Origin of the sequence: Mesorhizobium sp. ZC-5 (assembly GCF_025753855.1) — a bacterium.
GTDB lineage: Bacteria > Pseudomonadota > Alphaproteobacteria > Rhizobiales > Rhizobiaceae > Neomesorhizobium.
Genome location: NZ_JAOWPT010000003.1, coordinates 134492 through 149405 on the forward strand (window position 1 = coordinate 134492; position 14914 = coordinate 149405).

At 64.0% G+C, this 14914-nt stretch carries 12 protein-coding genes, 1 tRNA gene and 1 pseudogene; 8 read left to right on the forward strand and 6 right to left on the reverse strand.

What is annotated here, in order from left to right:
• Window positions 1-2: 2 nt before the first annotated feature.
• Window positions 3-995, forward strand: a complete 993-nt coding sequence (locus OHD58_RS09185) for a helix-turn-helix domain-containing GNAT family N-acetyltransferase (protein WP_263802912.1) — start codon at window positions 3-5, stop codon at window positions 993-995.
• Between the two features lie 30 nt (window positions 996-1025).
• Here OHD58_RS09185 and OHD58_RS09190 read toward each other — a convergent pair whose 3' ends face one another.
• From OHD58_RS09190 to OHD58_RS09205, 4 genes are all read right to left on the reverse strand, one after another.
• On the reverse strand, window positions 1026-2339 hold the full coding sequence (locus tag OHD58_RS09190) for an NAD(P)/FAD-dependent oxidoreductase (protein WP_263802913.1): 1314 nt from the start codon (window positions 2337-2339) through the stop codon (window positions 1026-1028).
• A gap of 53 nt (window positions 2340-2392) precedes the next feature.
• Complete coding sequence (locus tag OHD58_RS09195) at window positions 2393-3505, reverse strand: pyridoxal phosphate-dependent aminotransferase (protein ID WP_263802914.1); 1113 nt, start codon at window positions 3503-3505, stop codon at window positions 2393-2395.
• A gap of 153 nt (window positions 3506-3658) precedes the next feature.
• Window positions 3659-4855, reverse strand: coding sequence for a serine hydrolase domain-containing protein (locus OHD58_RS09200; RefSeq protein WP_263802915.1), 1197 nt, complete (start codon window positions 4853-4855; stop codon window positions 3659-3661).
• Window positions 4856-4930: 75 nt separating this feature from the next.
• Window positions 4931-5021, reverse strand: a tRNA-Ser gene (locus OHD58_RS09205).
• 488 nt (window positions 5022-5509) lie between these two features.
• Between OHD58_RS09205 and OHD58_RS09210 the strand changes: the two genes are divergently transcribed.
• On the forward strand, window positions 5510-6640 hold the full coding sequence (locus tag OHD58_RS09210) for a porin (protein WP_263802916.1): 1131 nt from the start codon (window positions 5510-5512) through the stop codon (window positions 6638-6640).
• Window positions 6641-6859: 219 nt separating this feature from the next.
• On the opposite strand, the gene OHD58_RS09215 is transcribed toward OHD58_RS09210, so the two are convergent.
• Window positions 6860-7741 (reverse strand): alpha/beta fold hydrolase, encoded by an 882-nt coding sequence (locus OHD58_RS09215; RefSeq protein ID WP_263802918.1) that lies wholly within the window; start codon window positions 7739-7741, stop codon window positions 6860-6862.
• Between the two features lie 100 nt (window positions 7742-7841).
• Complete coding sequence (locus OHD58_RS09220) at window positions 7842-9929, reverse strand: lytic transglycosylase domain-containing protein (protein ID WP_263802920.1); 2088 nt, start codon at window positions 9927-9929, stop codon at window positions 7842-7844.
• Between the two features lie 229 nt (window positions 9930-10158).
• Here OHD58_RS09220 and dapA point away from each other — a divergent pair, with 229 nt between their 5' ends.
• From dapA to cml, 6 genes and pseudogenes are all read left to right on the forward strand, one after another.
• Entirely contained in the window at window positions 10159-11040 is an 882-nt protein-coding gene (gene dapA / locus OHD58_RS09225) for a 4-hydroxy-tetrahydrodipicolinate synthase (protein ID WP_263802921.1), read from the forward strand.
• Between the two features lie 51 nt (window positions 11041-11091).
• On the forward strand, window positions 11092-11571 hold the full coding sequence (smpB, locus tag OHD58_RS09230) for an SsrA-binding protein SmpB (RefSeq protein ID WP_263802923.1): 480 nt from the start codon (window positions 11092-11094) through the stop codon (window positions 11569-11571).
• Between the two features lie 87 nt (window positions 11572-11658).
• Window positions 11659-12558 (forward strand): M23 family metallopeptidase, encoded by a 900-nt coding sequence (locus OHD58_RS09235; RefSeq protein ID WP_263802924.1) that lies wholly within the window; start codon window positions 11659-11661, stop codon window positions 12556-12558.
• A gap of 40 nt (window positions 12559-12598) precedes the next feature.
• Window positions 12599-12687 (forward strand): annotated as a pseudogene (locus OHD58_RS09240) (SsrA-binding protein); the annotation flags it as partial.
• 85 nt (window positions 12688-12772) lie between these two features.
• Window positions 12773-13495, forward strand: a complete 723-nt coding sequence (locus OHD58_RS09245) for a GH25 family lysozyme (protein WP_318528250.1) — start codon at window positions 12773-12775, stop codon at window positions 13493-13495.
• A 226-nt stretch (window positions 13496-13721) separates the two neighbouring features.
• Window positions 13722-14903 carry a CmlA/FloR family chloramphenicol efflux MFS transporter gene (cml, locus tag OHD58_RS09250; protein ID WP_263802926.1) on the forward strand — a complete coding sequence of 394 codons (1182 nt, stop codon included), beginning with the start codon at window positions 13722-13724 and terminating at the stop codon, window positions 14901-14903.
• Window positions 14904-14914: the final 11 nt, after the last annotated feature.

Here is a 14914-nt window from a genome sequence, read left to right on the forward strand (position 1 = left end):
TCATGCTGTCTGCCCGTGAGGCATTGGTCTCGCAGATCCGCGGCTTCAACCGCTCCTACACGCGCACCATCGGCCTGCTCGAGGAAACGCTGACCCGCAGCCCGTTCACGCTGACCGAGGCGCGCGTGCTTTTCGAGATCGGCCATCGAAACAGCCCGGTTGACGCCAGGGCCAGCGGAGAACTGGGCTTTCTTGCCGACACCTTTCACCTGGACGAAGGGCCGGCGGCGTCCGAGATCGCCACCGACCTGCGGCTCGACCCCGCCTACCTGACGCGCATCCTGAAGAAATTCGCGGCTGCCGGCCTGACGGAGGCGCGGGCCGACGACGCGGACCGGCGCCGGCGGATATTGTCGCTGACCAAGGCAGGCGAGAAAGCTCTTGCCGGACTCCAGGCTGCCGCCGATCAGGATATTGAGGCCCTCGTCGGTGCTCTGCCCGACGAAAAACTGCCGGAACTCGGCAAGTCCTTGCGTGTGATGACGGAATTGTTGGGCGGGGCCGCAGCCGAAGCGCCGCAAATCGTGTTGCGCCCGCATCGTGTCGGCGATGTCGGCTGGGTCATCCATCGCCAGGCGTACCTCTACGCGCAGGAATACGGCTGGAGCATCGAGTTCGAGGCGCTGCTGGCCGAAATCGGCGCCAACTTCATCCGCGATTTCAAGCCGGGTCGCGACTTCTGCTGGATCGCGGAACTCGACGCCCTGCCGGTTGGCGCGGTCTTTCTGGTCCACGAGAATGACGCGACCGCGAAATTGCGGATGCTCCATGTCGAGGAAGGGGCGAGGGGGCACGGCATCGGCGCGCGTCTGGTCGACGAATGCGTGAGGCAGGCGCGCGAATGCGGCTATGAACGGCTTGTCTTGTGGACTAACGACGTGCTGGGAGCCGCGCGAAAGCTCTACGAGCGTGCTGGTTTCAAGCTGGTCGCGGAAGAGAAGCACCACAGCTTCGGCAAGGACCTGGTCGGACAGACCTGGGAACTGGTGTTGTGAATGCGGGCCGGGGCCGCTTCCTTCGACGCCCTACGGCTGGCCAGCTTCGGCGCCTTTTTTCGCGTCGTTCGGCCGCAATTCGCCAGCGGATCCCTGCGTGATGAGGCGCGAACTGCGCTGGTCGCGGACATAGGCCCAGAGCCATGACAGCGCGACGCTGAGGCGGTTGCGCACGCCGATCAGGAAATAGATGTGGGCGAGGCCCCAGATCCACCACGCCAGTGCGCCGCGCAGCTTGATGCGGCCGAAGTCGATGATCGCCAGCCGCTTGCCGATGGTCGCCAGATTGCCCTGATGGTGGTAGCGGAACGGCTGCGGCGCGGTGTCTCCCTTCAGCCGTGCCCGGATGACGCGGGCGACATGGGCGCCGGCCTGCTTCGCCGCAGGCGCGATGCCCGGAACCGGCTTGCCGTCGGGAGCAAGCATCGTCGCGGTATCGCCGACGGCGAAGATATCGGGATGGCCCGCCACCGTGAGATCCGGCTCGACCTTGATCCTGCCGGCGCGGTCGGCCTCCGCGCCCAGCCATTCGGCCGCCGGAGAGGCCTGGACGCCTGCCGCCCAGATGATCGTGCCGGCGTTAAGCCGGGTATCGCCGTAGACGACGCCCTCGGGACCGCAGGCCGAAACGGGTTGTCCGAGCGCTACCTCGACGCCGAGCTTCTCCAGGGATTTCCGGGCATAGGCCGAAAGATCCTCGGTGAAGGCGGCAAGCACGCGCGGTCCGGCCTCGACCAGGACCACGCGCGTCCTGGCCGTATCGATGTGGCGGAAGTCGCGTTTCAACGTTTCGCGCGCCAGTTCGGCGATGGTCCCGGCGAGTTCCACGCCGGTCGGACCAGCGCCGATGATGACGAATGTCAGCAGAGCCGCCTGCCGCTCCGGATTGGTCTCCCGCTCGGCCCGTTCGAAGGCGGTCAGGATGCGGCGGCGGATCGTGGTCGCATCCTCCAGCGTCTTCAGGCCGGGCGCGAAGGGTTCCCATTCGTCATGCCCGAAATAGGCATGCCGTGCGCCGGTCGCGAGCACGAGCGTGTCGTAAGGGATGTGGCTGCCGTCCTCGAGCACGACGCGTTTTGCATCGGCCTCGACGCCCGTCACGGTGGCGAGCAGCGTCGTCACCTCGCGCCGGTTGCGGAGAAGGTGGCGGATCGGCCAGGCGATCTCCGATGTCGCCAGCGAGGCGGTGGCGACCTGATAGAGCAGCGGCTGGAAGAGATGGTGATTGCGCTGGTCGATGATGGTGATGCGCACCGGCGCGCCGGCAAGATCGTGGACTGCCTGCAGGCCGGCAAACCCGGCGCCGACCACGACGACATGGTGCAGTTGGGAAGGATCGGTCATCTCGCCCTCGGACGTTGCATCATCTCCCGCCTTAGATATAGGGATTTCGGCGGTCAGTTGCCGCGTGCCGCGGCAAGTACGCCCGGCAGTTCTTCCTCGAAGATCGCCAGTTCATGATCGAGCCCGACGCTGACCCGGATGCAGCGGTCGAGCACCGGCACCATCGGCTTGCGCACGAACACGTCGCGCGACAGGAGCCCCTGCAGCACTTTCATCGCAAAAGCGCCGTCGGCGCCGCAGTCGATGGTGACGAAGTTCGTGGCCGAGCCGATCGGCGCCAGCCCGTTGGCGCGGGCGATGCCGGCGATCCGCTCGCGGCCCGCGGCAACCCTGGCGACGACTCCCCGGAGATAGGCCTGGTCGGCAAGCGCCGCGGCACCGGCAATCTGCGCCATGCGGCTGACGCCGTAGTGGTTGCGCACTCTTTCCACACTGGCGATGACGTCCGCTTCGCCGATCGCGTAGCCACAGCGGATGCCGGCGAGCCCATAGGCCTTCGAAAACGTCCGCAAGGTGACGAGGTTCGGACGCGAAACGTTGAGCCCCGGCTGCGCCGACGCCGGCCCGGTCTCGCCATAGGCCTCATCGAGAATGAGCATCGTCGTTTCCGGCAGCGCCTCGATGAAGCGGGTAATCTCCGAAGCCTCCCACCAGGTGCCCATCGGATTGTCGGGATTGGAGAGATAGACCAGCGGTGCCTTTTCGCGCTTTACCGCCGCCAGCAGCCCGTCGAGGTTTTCGCGGTCGTTTTCGAACGGCACCGGCACCAGTCGGCCGCCGAAGCCGGCGACATGGAAGTTGAAGGTCGGATAGGCGCCGAGCGACGTCACCACCGCGTCGCCGGGAGCAACATACATGCGCACGATGAGATTGAGCAGACCGTCTATGCCTTCGCCGATGACAACATTGCCGATGTCGATGCCGAGAAATGCCGCAAGCGCCGCCTTGAGGTCATGATTGTCGGGATCGCAATACATCCACATGCCGGGGGCTGCGGCGTTCATTGCGGCGATCACCGCGGGCGAGGGGCCGAAGCTGCTCTCATTGGCGCCGATGCGGGCGCGGAATTTTCGCCCGCGCGTCCGCTCCTGCGCCTCGGGCCCGACGAAAGGCACCGTAGCCGGCAGTGACGCCACCAGGGGAGTGAGATGCGGGGTTTCGGGCATCGCAAGGCTCGTTTCAGATGAAGGACGGTTGCGACCCTAGATATTGACCCGGCGGCCGGGAAGCAATTCCGTTTTCTTTCGCCAAAGCGCGCCGCAAATGGTCATGGTTCCGGGGCTGGCCTTCCGTTCGCGCAGCTGGCGCTCGCAGTCCTGTCACAGCGCCGCGGCGATCTGGCCGAGCATGCGGATTTCCAGCGCACTCGCGGCATCGTCGCTGGGCTCGGGCCGCGACGAGAATTTCGCCAGCACGATGCGGCTGACGGGATCGACCCACAGCCATTGTTCGTGGATGCCGACCGCCGCGAACGAACCGCGGCCGTCGCCGGTATCATACCAGCACGACCGGTAGCGGCCCTTCTCGAACATGTGGGCGAAGTTTCCGTCCTTCCAAGCCCTGGCATCGCCGTTCCGGCGCATGTCCGCGATCCAGTCGGTCGGGATGACCTGATCTCCCGATTGCGCGCGGCCCTGATCCAGCACCAGCTGGCCGAGCCGTGCCAGGTCGTGGACGGTGACGCAGACGCCGCCGGCGGCGCGCGCGGTGCCGACGCGGTCGACGGTGACGTAGGCCTGGCCGGCCGCGCCCATCGGCCGCCACAATCTCTCGCCGAGATAGTCGGCGTAGCGGACGCCGGTGGCACGCTCGATGACCATGCCGAGCATGTCCGTGTTGGGTGATGCATAATAGAAGCGTTCTCCATGCGCCCCGCCGCCGGGCTTCAGCGAGCACAGGAATTCGCCGAGATTTTCCGTCCGGGTGCCGGTCCGCTCCGGATTCCACAGCATCGCACGCCGGTAGCGGTCGAAAGCACCGTCGGCGTCGAGATATTCCTCGTCGAAATCGACGCTCACGGTCATGTCGAGCAGGTCGCGCACGCGCGCAGTGCCGTAGGCCGAGCCCCTTGCCTCGGGAAGATAGCGGGAGACGAGCGCGTCAGGATCGAGCACACCGTCGCCCGCGGCAATGCCGGCCAGCATGCCGGTTACCGATTTCGAGATGGAGAAGACGATATGGGGCTTGGCTGGATCGACGCCGGCGCCGTGCCATTCGTCGAGAATTTTCCAGTCGCGCATCACCACGAAGCTGTCGGTATGGGAGTTCTCAAGATGGTCGACCGCCGTGATGCGTTCGCCCGCCGGGTCGCGCAGGCTGAGTTCCTTCAGCAGGCTGCCGGACCCGGGCGGTTCGGATTCCCGGCCCGGCGCGGCGATTGCCGCCACCGGCACGAATTCCTGGACGTTCTGGAACGACCAGCGGCTGAACGGGTGCGTACGCCAGTTGGCCAGCGTGATGTCGGCGCGCGAGAAGGATTGCATCGGATGCTGCCTGTCGAATGTCGTGGCAGCCATCTATCAGGCTTTGTCGCGGCAAACGCTAGGGCGCAGGAAACGGGTTGGCTTGGCACAAAGGTGCCGCGAGCGCGCTGGCGGAGAGGATGGGATTCGAACCCACGAGGCCCTTTTGAGGCCTACTCCCTTAGCAGGGGAGCGCCTTCGACCACTCGGCCACCTCTCCGTTGCTGCGCTGGATAAAGAAATACGGCATGACAATCAATAAGGGCGGCGGCGTTCATTTGCGAAAATGCCGATGAGACGGTCAAATAACCGATGTCGGGGCAGAACCTGCGGTGACGCCGCCGATTCTCCAAACCGGAATATGGCCGGACGATTCGACACTCCATGCCCACGATGTCGTCGTGATTCCTCGGTCCGTTCCTGGACAAAAGGCATGCTGCAAGGCCTCGGCGGGGCTTGATGGTTACTGAGAAATGAACAAGGTGGGCAAAATCGTGTCATTTGTGCAACAGCGATTGGGCATAGCAGCCGGACGGTGATCCGAAACGCCTGATGGTTGTTGAACGGGCGAACGGCATCGGTAAAAGTCAGCATCGAAGAAGGGAGCGCGGTGCGCGTCTTTTTTCGGCATTGGGGATGGGGCAGGGAACGCTGTCCTTCAGCAAAAATACCCAGACCCGTTTTTTAACTTTGACTGGAGGTCAGAAAATGAACATCAAGAGCCTGCTTCTTGGCTCCGCTGCGGCCCTCGTCGCAGTTTCCGGTGCACGCGCCGCCGATGCGGTCGTGATCGCCGAGCCAGAGCCGGTCGAATACGTTCGCGTTTGCGACGTGTACGGCACCGGCTTCTACTACATGCCCGGCACCGAAACCTGCCTGAAGGTCAGCGGCTATGTCCGTTACGACATCGGCGTGGGGGATCTCTTCGGCCTGCAGGACGTGCTGGACAAGGAAGACTTCGCCAACGGCATCCTGAACACCAACGACACCTACTACAAGCGTGCTCGTGCGGCCCTGCGTCTCGACGCCCGTACCGAAACCGAACTCGGCACCCTGCGTGCGTACTTCCAGGTCAACTTCGACTGGGATTCGACCACGACCGGCGCATTTGCTGACATCGACGGCGACGGCATCGAAGAGCAGGTTGGCGTGTTCTCCACGACCACCAGCGGCCAGGCCAAGTTGAACCATGCTTGGATCGAGCTCGGCGGCTTCAAGATCGGTAAGACCGACTCGCTGTTCACGACCTTCACCGACTATGCCGGCTCGGTCATCAACGACGACTTTGCCGTTCCGTTCGGCCCGTATGACACCCACACCATCCAGTACAGCTTCGACGCTGGCAACGGCTTCACCGCCGCGATCGCTCTCGAAGAAGGCGCTGGCCTCACCTACACGATCGACGATTACGTCCCGCACGTAACCGGCGGCGTCGGCTACACCGCCGGCTGGGGTGCCATCCGCGTTGTCGCTGGTTACGACTCGGTCTGGGAAGAATACGCCATCAAGGCGAAGTTGGACATCAAGGCGACGGAAGCCCTCAGCCTCTTCGTGATGGGCGGCTTCAAGGATGACGATGTCGGTGAGCCGAACTTCTACGGCAACTGGGGTGGCGATTGGGCCATCTGGGGCGGCGGCCGTTGGGTCGTTTCTCCGAAGGCCGCAGTCAACGTTCAGCTCGCCTATGACGACTACGAGAACTTCTCGGCTGTCGCCAACGTCGACTACGAGCTGGTTCCGGGCTTCACCATCACGCCGGAAATCGCTTATGGCGAAAACTTCGACGTCGATGACTCGGACGCTTTCGGCGGCTTCATCCGCTTCCAGCGCAACTTCTAATCAGCTTTACAGCTGATCAAGAAAACCCGGCGGGCAACCGCCGGGTTTTTTGTTTGTGAAAAGGTTGCGGTTGTGATCTGGTCGGCGCGTTCCATGCAACGTCGCACCGGACAGCGGGCTCGAGCGCGAACGTCAGCATGCCAGTCGTTTGACTTGAAGACGCCGTGTTAGAGGATTGAAATATCCGACAATTTTACGCCAGGGCTCAGCTGCGAATTGCTAATCCGCGCGGGCCAGGAATGCTGCGATGATCACCGGCAGGTCTCCGGTCTCGAGCAACGGCGCATGGCCCTGGCCCGCGACGGTGACGGTCTTGCAATCGGGATGGCGCCGCGCCATTTCCTTCAAAGTCGCGGCGGAAAGCAGCTTCGAGTTGGCGCCTCGGATGACCAGCATCGGGACGGCCGACAGGCCCTCGAATTGCGGCCACAGCACCGGCAGCGGTTTCGTCGGATCCATGCTTTTCACGACATTGAGCAGGGCTGGATCGAAATCCGGCACCGGAACGCCACCGTCCTCGCGATAGATGGCTCCGATGAAACGTTCCCAGTCGGCGTCGTCGAGGGCTGAAAACGCTTGCGCGTGGACTGCCTTCTGCACGGCGATGGCGTCCGCCAGGCTTTTGGGCTTTGGCGCGCGCTCGAGATAGGCGCGGATATGCGCCAGGCCTTCGCCTTCGACCACCGGCCCGATGTCGTTGAGCACCACCGCCTTCAGCACGGCGGGTCGCATGGCGGCGAGGACGTGGATGATCAGTCCGCCGCGTGAGGTGCCGATGAAGGCGCCATGCTCGATGCCGAGCGCGGTGAGTCCGGCGATGACGTCGCCCGCCTCTACGATCACATCATAATTCTTCCAGTTGGGATCGTAAGCGGACTGCCCGCGTCCCCGGTAGTCGAAAACGACGACCTTGCATGGCCGCTCGGTGTCGCGCGACAGCCGCAAGGCGAGATCGTGGAAATCACGCGCGTTGCGCGTCAACCCGGGAAGACAGATGACCGGCAGTCTTTCGCCCCGATCGTCGCCATAGATGCGCGCATGAAGCTTCAATCCGTCGGATGCCGAGTAGAAAAAGTCCGAAAATCCGGTCGAGATGTCCATGAATGCTCCTGCCGCGCGAGCGCCGTCGCCGCCGTGTCTGTCATTGCTAGACGGTAGGGGTGAGCAGAATCAATAGCCATCGAGCGCAGGCGGACGACAGCTACCGCCCGCTGACCAGGTCCGTCGCGATGTCGAACTGGCCGGAAAGCCGCATCTTGTAGACCTGGTAATTCTCCATCACCCGCTGCACATAGCTGCGCGTTTCGGCGTAGGGGATGCGCTCGATCCAGTCGACCACCGTGTCGATGTCCTTGCCGCGCGGGTCGCCGTAGCGCTTGACCCATTCCCTTGCCCGCGCCGGGCCGGCATTGTAGCCGGCGAAAGTGAGCACGTAGGAACCGTCGAACCTGCCGAGCTGCTCGCCGAGGAAAGCTGCGCCCAAGGTCGCATTGTAGCCGGCATCGGAGGTCAGGCGTGACTGGGAAAAGGGCAGGCCGGACCGTTTGGCGACCTCCCTGGCGGTGCCGGGCATCAACTGAAGCAGGCCCATGGCGCCGGCGCCAGAGACGGCTCCGACGTTGAATTCACTTTCCTGCCGGGCGATCGCATAGGCGAGCGCCATCCCGGCGCCGCCGATCCTCGCCGACGAGGGGATGGCACCGGTCGGATGCGACAATGCGCCGATCTCGATGCCGCGCCCGGCGGCGATCTTGCCGACGCGCAGCGCCAGGAAATGGTTGCCGCGCTTTTCGGCCATCGCCGCCAGCAGCGTCAGTTCGCCCGGGCTGGTCAGTTGCTCGGCGAGGTCGCGGTACAGGATGTCGGCGCGCCAGGCATAGCCAGCGTCCTCCAGACGGCGGATCGCCTGCACGGGCTCGCGCCTGGCAAAGGCCTGCCGATCGGCGTTGGAGGGCGCCGGATAGGTGACGGTAATGCCACCGCCGCCGATCCTGGCCGCGGCGAGCTGGCCATAGAAGGCGGTGCCGTAGGTGGCGGCGCGCTGGAAATAGGCCTTTGCATCGCCCGGTCCGTCGGCCTCGGCCGTGCGGCCGAGCCAGTAATAGGCGCGCGACAGCGAAATCGGCCCGTCGGCGATTTCGGCGATGCGGGTGAAATGTTTCGCCGCCGCCGGTGCATCGTTCAGGCCGCGCAGGGCGTACCAGCCGGCGTGGAATTCGGCATCGACGGCGTTGGCGGGGCTTTCGGCGGAATGCGCCGCGGCGAGCCGGTAGGCGGACTTGATGTCGCCCGCATCGACCAGTTCGCGCGACAGCACGCGGCGCTCGATCCACCAGGCGTCAGGATCGACCAGCGCTGCCTTCTCCTTCGGCGCCTTCAGCATGATCGCGGCTGCCTTGGTGAATTGATCGCTGCGCCGCAGGTACCTGGCTTCTGCAAACAGATAGCCGGCGGATCGCTGGCTGGAAGGCACCACATCCAGGAGCTTGCGCGCGTCCTTGTCGCCCTTGATGACGGCCGCCCAGGCATCCGCGAGCGGTTTTGCGCCGGCCAGCGACGCGACACGCTGCGCCGAGACGATCCGGTCGGCGTAAAGCATGCGTTCCATGCGATGACGGTGGTCGGCGACCGGGATCAACGCGCCGAACTCCGTCAGGATGGCGATCTCGTCCCTGGCGTCGAGCTTTTCAGTTCTCCAGAACGGCGAAAGCACGGCCAGTGCGCGGCGGGTCTCACCGAGAGCCACCAATGATCGCGCCAGAATGATCGCGCCTTCCGCCGTTTGCGGTTTCGTGCCGCCGAATGCCTGCACCACGATCCGCGGGGCCGGATTTTCGCGCAGCATGGCCTTCTCGCTGTTGCGGCGAAGTGCTGCCATGCCGGGCCAGCCCGGCAATGCCTTTGCAGCCGCCGCTATTTCGCCGCTTGGAATGGCGTCGCCGCCCTGCAGCGCGATGGCCCATGCGAGGATGTGCCGGTCGAGCGCGGCAGCCGGCAAGCCATCACGCACGCTCCGCGCCCGGCCGAGATCCTTGGCCGACAAGGCGTCGAGGCCGCTTTTCAGCGCCGAGACAGGAGCCGCGCCAATGGGTGGCTGTTCGACGATAGCGTCCGGCTGCGCTCGCACCGCGCCGGTTGTTTCGTTGTCGAGATTGCCACTGATCGCCGCTTGCGGCCGGGATGTGGGAATCGGCGCATAGGGAAGCTGCCCGGACTGCGCGAACGCAGCCGGCACCAAGGCCAGCGCGGCGCCGGCAAGCGCAAGTCGCACCAATGATCCGGGTGGCATGAAGTTCTTCATTCCCTGTCCGACACGATACAGATAGGAGCGGGTTGCAGAAAGATTATCCCCGCCCGATGAAGGGGACGTAAACAAAAGGTTACCGCCGCCGATCGACTGTAAGCTGGTATTGCTGCATGGACGTGTCAGGACTATGGTGCGCCGCCTTGCTTTCGGCTAGAAAACCCGCCACATCGCAAAGACTTTGAAACCCAAGCGTTCCAGGGAGTTGGACGACATGCTGAGAGGCTCGCTTACCGCGCTCGTGACACCGTTCCAGAAGGACGGGCGTCTCGACGAGAAAGCCTTTCGCGCGTTTGTCGAATGGCAGATAGCCGAGGGCACCACCGGTCTCGTTCCGGTCGGCACCACGGGAGAGTCGCCGACGCTGTCGCACGACGAGCACCGGTCGGTGGTGAAGACCTGCGTCGAGGTGGCGAAGGGCAGGGTGCCCGTCGTGGCGGGCGCCGGTTCGAACAACACCGAGGAAGCCGTCGGCCTGGTGAAGTATGCCGAAGAAGTCGGCGCCGATGCGGTTCTCGTGGTGACGCCCTATTACAACAAGCCGACGCAGCGCGGCCTCTACGCGCATTTCGCCGCGGTGGCCAAGGCGACGAGCCTGCCGATCATCATCTACAACATCCCGCCGCGTTCGGTCATCGACATGATGCCGGAAACGATGGGACGGCTGGCGCACGACTTCAAAAACATCGCCGGCGTCAAGGATGCCACCGGCAAGGTCGAGCGCGTGTCGGAACAGCGTATCACCTGCGGCAAGGATTTCATCCAGCTGTCCGGCGAGGATGCTTCGGCGCTCGGCTTCAACGCGCATGGCGGCGTCGGCGCGATTTCGGTGACCTCGAACGTTGCGCCGCGCCTCTGCGCAGAGTTCCAGGAGGCGACGCTCAACGGCGACAAGGACGCAGCGCTCGATCTGCAGGACCGGCTGATGCCGCTGCACAAGGCGATCTTCATCGAGCCGGGCGTGTCGGGCGCGAAATACGCGCTTTCGCGGCTGGGCAAGATCGAGAACGTGCTGCGTTCGCCGCTGGTGACCGTCGAACAGCAGACCGCCGAGAAGATCGACGCGGCCATGAAACACGCGGGCCTTATCAACTAGGCTGATTCTACAAAGAGCAAGGAAGCAGCGGTATCCACCGCTTGAAGAACCATGGCCCCCGGCAAGAAATCCGATCCCAACAACAAGGTCGCGGCGGAGAACCGCAAGGCGCGCTTCTCCTACGAGGTGCTCGACACCATCGAGGCCGGCCTGATGCTGACTGGCACCGAGGTCAAATCGCTGCGCGAAGGCCATGCCAACATCCAGGAATCCTACGCGTCGCTGGAGGGAGGCGAAATCTGGCTGATCAACTCGTACCTGCCGGAATATCTGCAGGGCAACCGCTTCAACCATGAGCCGCGGCGACGCCGCAAGCTGTTGCTGAACAAGCGCGAGATGGCGCGCCTCGGTCAGGCTGTCGACCGTGAAGGCATGACCATGGTGCCGCTGAAGATCTACTTCAACGATCGCGGCCGCGCCAAGCTCCTGCTCGCGGTCGCCAAGGGCAAGAAGCTGCACGACAAGCGAGAGAGCGAGAAGCAGCGCGACTGGAACCGCGAAAAGGGTCGCCTGCTCAAGGAGCGGGGGTAATCGGGGTTTCAGGAAACGATCCTCGGTGCTTGGCGGTTGATCCGAAAACCGGGCTACGATCCTTGAACCCTGAATGAATCGGACGCGATGATCTTTCTCGAACTGATGATGCTCTTCGTCTGCATTGCGATGCCTCTCGGCCTCGCATGGCGCATCTGGCGGCTCGCCGGAGCCACACGCGCTGGCTGGCTTATCTTGGTGGCCGAAACTCTGGTCTTCTTCCTGCTGATCCTGATGATCGGTCGATGGGATATCGCGGGGTATTACACGCGCTTTGCGGTAATTGCCGTGATAATTCTTGCGCTGGTCCTTTCCTGGCGCCGGAATTCAGCTTCGGGTTGGGCGGGCAGGTCCGGAAAATCGTGGAAGGCGCAATGGCCTTCGCTGATTTCGTTCGCTTTCTTCGGCTCTGCCGCCGTCTATGTTGCACTGGGATTTCTCCCCGGCGAGGATGTCCGGCAGATGGCCTTCCCGTTGCGGGGCGGGGATTTCGTCGTCGGGCAGGGCGGCGGCAATGCTCTTCTGAACTATCACAGCACTCATCGCGCCCAGCGCTTTGCCGCGGATTTCACGGCGCTGAACAGATTTGGCTTCCGGGCTGACGGCATCGCGCTGGACGATCCAACCCGTTACGCCGTCTATGGCAGCACCGTGGTCAGCCCTTGCGACGGCAAGGTAGTGAGCGTGCGGGACGGGCTGCCGGATCAGCGGCCGCCGAAGCGGGACCGCGAGAATGCCACCGGCAACCATGTTGTGCTCGACTGCGACGGCATCCGGGTCGAGCTTGCGCATCTCCAACCCGGCAGCATCACCATTGCGGTGGGCGACCCAGTTGCCGCCCGTCAAAGGATCGCGTTGGTGGGCAACTCTGGCAACACGACGGAGCCGCATCTGCATATCCATGCGATCGATCCGGAAAGCGGCGAGGGTGTGCGGATCGCCTTCGACGGGCGTGTGCCGATCCGCAACCGGACCTTCGCCAACTGACCCAGCCGCTGCCGCCGCCGCAAGCTGCTGCCCGCGGTGGCGCGGCAAGAAGCTGCACGACAAGCGCGAGAGCGAAAAGCCGCGCGACTGGAACCATGAAAGGGGCGGCTGCTGAAGGAGCGGGGTTAGCACCGGCAGACGATCGGTGCTTTATAAAAGCCCAATTTCAGGCCGATATCGCTTCCGAGGCGACCTACAATTGAAGGTTGTATTTGTGACGCTGCTCCGCTCTGCTGCAATCGTTCTTTTGTGTTGCGCCCTCGCGGCAGGCGGCTATCTATATTTCCGGGAGTTCTCGCCGGACCGGCAACGATATCCGGTTCGAGGCATCGATGTTTCTCATCATCAGGGCGACATTGATTGGCCTCGTGTCGCAGCTGACGATGTGCGTTTCGCGATTATCAAGGCGACCGAAGGCGGCGATCACAGGGACAGGCTTTTCGCCGCCAATCTGGCGGCCGCCAGAAAGGCGGGACTGGCGGTCGGCGCCTATCACTTCTTCACCTTTTGCAGGCCGGGCGCCGACCAGGCGCAGAATTTCATCGACACAGTACCGCACGACCGGTCGTTGCTGCCGCCGGTCGTCGACATCGAGTTCGTCGGCAATTGTCCTCGGCGGCCGACCGTCGAGCAGTTGAGAGCCGAAGTGGCCGCCTTCCTCGCGCCCGTCGAGGCTGCATTCGGCAAGAAGGCGGTCGTTTACCTGATCGATGAAGCCGCCGATGTCTATGCCCAGGCAATACCGGACCGGGAGCGTTGGGTGCGGTCGCTGATCCGGCATCCCGGTCACGAAGACTGGATCTACTGGCAGTACCACAACAAGGGCCGGGTCAACGGGATCGAGGGCGATGTCGATTTGAATGTTCTTCAAGGAGGATCGTCGCGCCTAGCCGATCCGCTCGCACCAACACCCACCCAGGATGGTGCATCCGAGTAGAGGCGGCGCGATCCATGCCGGCCTGGTCTTGACGACGGCCGAGCAGCGACCCTAAAAGCCTCCATTCCCGCCATGCTGGATTGCCGATCGATGAGGACTGCCGAGACCGCGACCAAGTAAGCCGCAATAGCTTCTCTTGAACCAGCTATTGCGGCGTTCTCCGTTCGGGCAATCAGCGTCCTGCGATCAGGAGCGCCGCCGAATCTCATTCGTGCGGACTTTTGCTATGTTTACCCCAAAAAATTGGACTTATTCGCTGCCGGCAGCCTTGCTGCTGATGGCGCCTTTCGACCTGCTGGCCTCGCTCGGCATGGACGTCTACCTCCCGGTGGTGCCGGTGATGCCGGCCATCCTGGCGACCACGCCGGCGACCGTGCAACTCACACTCAGCCTGTATATCGTGGTGCTGGGTTTCGGTCAGCTCCTGTTCGGGCCGCTTTCCGACCGCGTCGGACGCCGGCCGGTATTGCTTGCCGGCGTCATTCTTTTCACCGCCGCTTCCGTCGCCCTTGCCTATACCGGCTGGGCGCCTGCCTTCGTTGGTCTGCGCATCGTGCAGGCGGCGGGCGGCGCGGCAATGCTGGTCGCGACCTTCGCGACGGTGCGCGACGTCTATGCGGACCGGCCCGAAAGTGCGGTGATCTACGGCCTTTTCGGCTCGATGCTCGCCTTCGTGCCGGCGGTGGGACCGGTGCTCGGCGCGCTCATCGACCATGTCGCCGGCTGGCGCGGCATCTTCATGGTGCTTGCCGTGCTCGGCGCCGTGGCCGGCATGCAGGCGCTGCTGCGCTGGCCGGAAACCCGACCAGCCGGTGAAACGGTGCAGCGGCTGCGCGTCGGCGCCATTCTCGGCAATGCAGCATTCTGGATCTACACGATCGGCTTCAGTGCGGCGATGGGCGCTTTCTTCGTCTATTTCTCCACTGCGCCGAGGCTGCTGATCGAGCGGCTTGGCCTGTCGCCGACGGTGTTCAGCCTGCTCTTCGCGACCGCTGCCTTGGTGATGATCGCGACCAGCCGTTTTGCCGGACGTTTCGTGGAGCGCTGGGGATTTCGGGGCTGTCTCGTCCGAGGCATGGGCCTGCTCCTTTGCGGCGGTGTGCTGCTGGCGCTTGGCCAGTTGTTCCTCTTCCCCTCGGTGCTGGCCTTCATCGTGCCGGTGTGGGTCGTGTCAGCGGGCATCGCGGTCACCTGCGCGGTCACCGCGAACGGGGCGCTGCGGCCGTTCGGAGAGGCGGCGGGTACAGCTGTGGCGGTGTATTACTGCATCGAGAGCGTCATCGTCGCCGCTGCCGGCACGCTCGCAGTGCTGTTGCTGCCGGGCGATACGGCGTGGCCGTTGGCGGCGTTCTGCGTCGTGCTGGCGTTGCTGACCATCGGCCTGTCGCGATACCTGCCCGACGAATGAAAATCGGCGAG

Excerpts from the sequence above, each read along its gene's own strand:
- OHD58_RS09185 (WP_263802912.1), top strand. The coding sequence starts at position 3 with ATGCTGTCTGCCCGTGAGGCATTGGTCTCGCAGATCCGCGGCTTCAAC.
- OHD58_RS09190 (WP_263802913.1), bottom strand. The coding sequence starts at position 2,339 with ATGACCGATCCTTCCCAACTGCACCATGTCGTCGTGGTCGGCGCCGGG.
- OHD58_RS09195 (WP_263802914.1), bottom strand. The coding sequence starts at position 3,505 with ATGCCCGAAACCCCGCATCTCACTCCCCTGGTGGCGTCACTGCCGGCT.
- OHD58_RS09200 (WP_263802915.1), bottom strand. The coding sequence starts at position 4,855 with ATGGCTGCCACGACATTCGACAGGCAGCATCCGATGCAATCCTTCTCG.
- OHD58_RS09210 (WP_263802916.1), top strand. The coding sequence starts at position 5,510 with ATGAACATCAAGAGCCTGCTTCTTGGCTCCGCTGCGGCCCTCGTCGCA.
- OHD58_RS09215 (WP_263802918.1), bottom strand. The coding sequence starts at position 7,741 with ATGGACATCTCGACCGGATTTTCGGACTTTTTCTACTCGGCATCCGAC.
- OHD58_RS09220 (WP_263802920.1), bottom strand. The coding sequence starts at position 9,929 with ATGCCACCCGGATCATTGGTGCGACTTGCGCTTGCCGGCGCCGCGCTG.
- dapA (WP_263802921.1), top strand. The coding sequence starts at position 10,159 with ATGCTGAGAGGCTCGCTTACCGCGCTCGTGACACCGTTCCAGAAGGAC.
- smpB (WP_263802923.1), top strand. The coding sequence starts at position 11,092 with ATGGCCCCCGGCAAGAAATCCGATCCCAACAACAAGGTCGCGGCGGAG.
- OHD58_RS09235 (WP_263802924.1), top strand. The coding sequence starts at position 11,659 with ATGATCTTTCTCGAACTGATGATGCTCTTCGTCTGCATTGCGATGCCT.
- cml (WP_263802926.1), top strand. The coding sequence starts at position 13,722 with ATGTTTACCCCAAAAAATTGGACTTATTCGCTGCCGGCAGCCTTGCTG.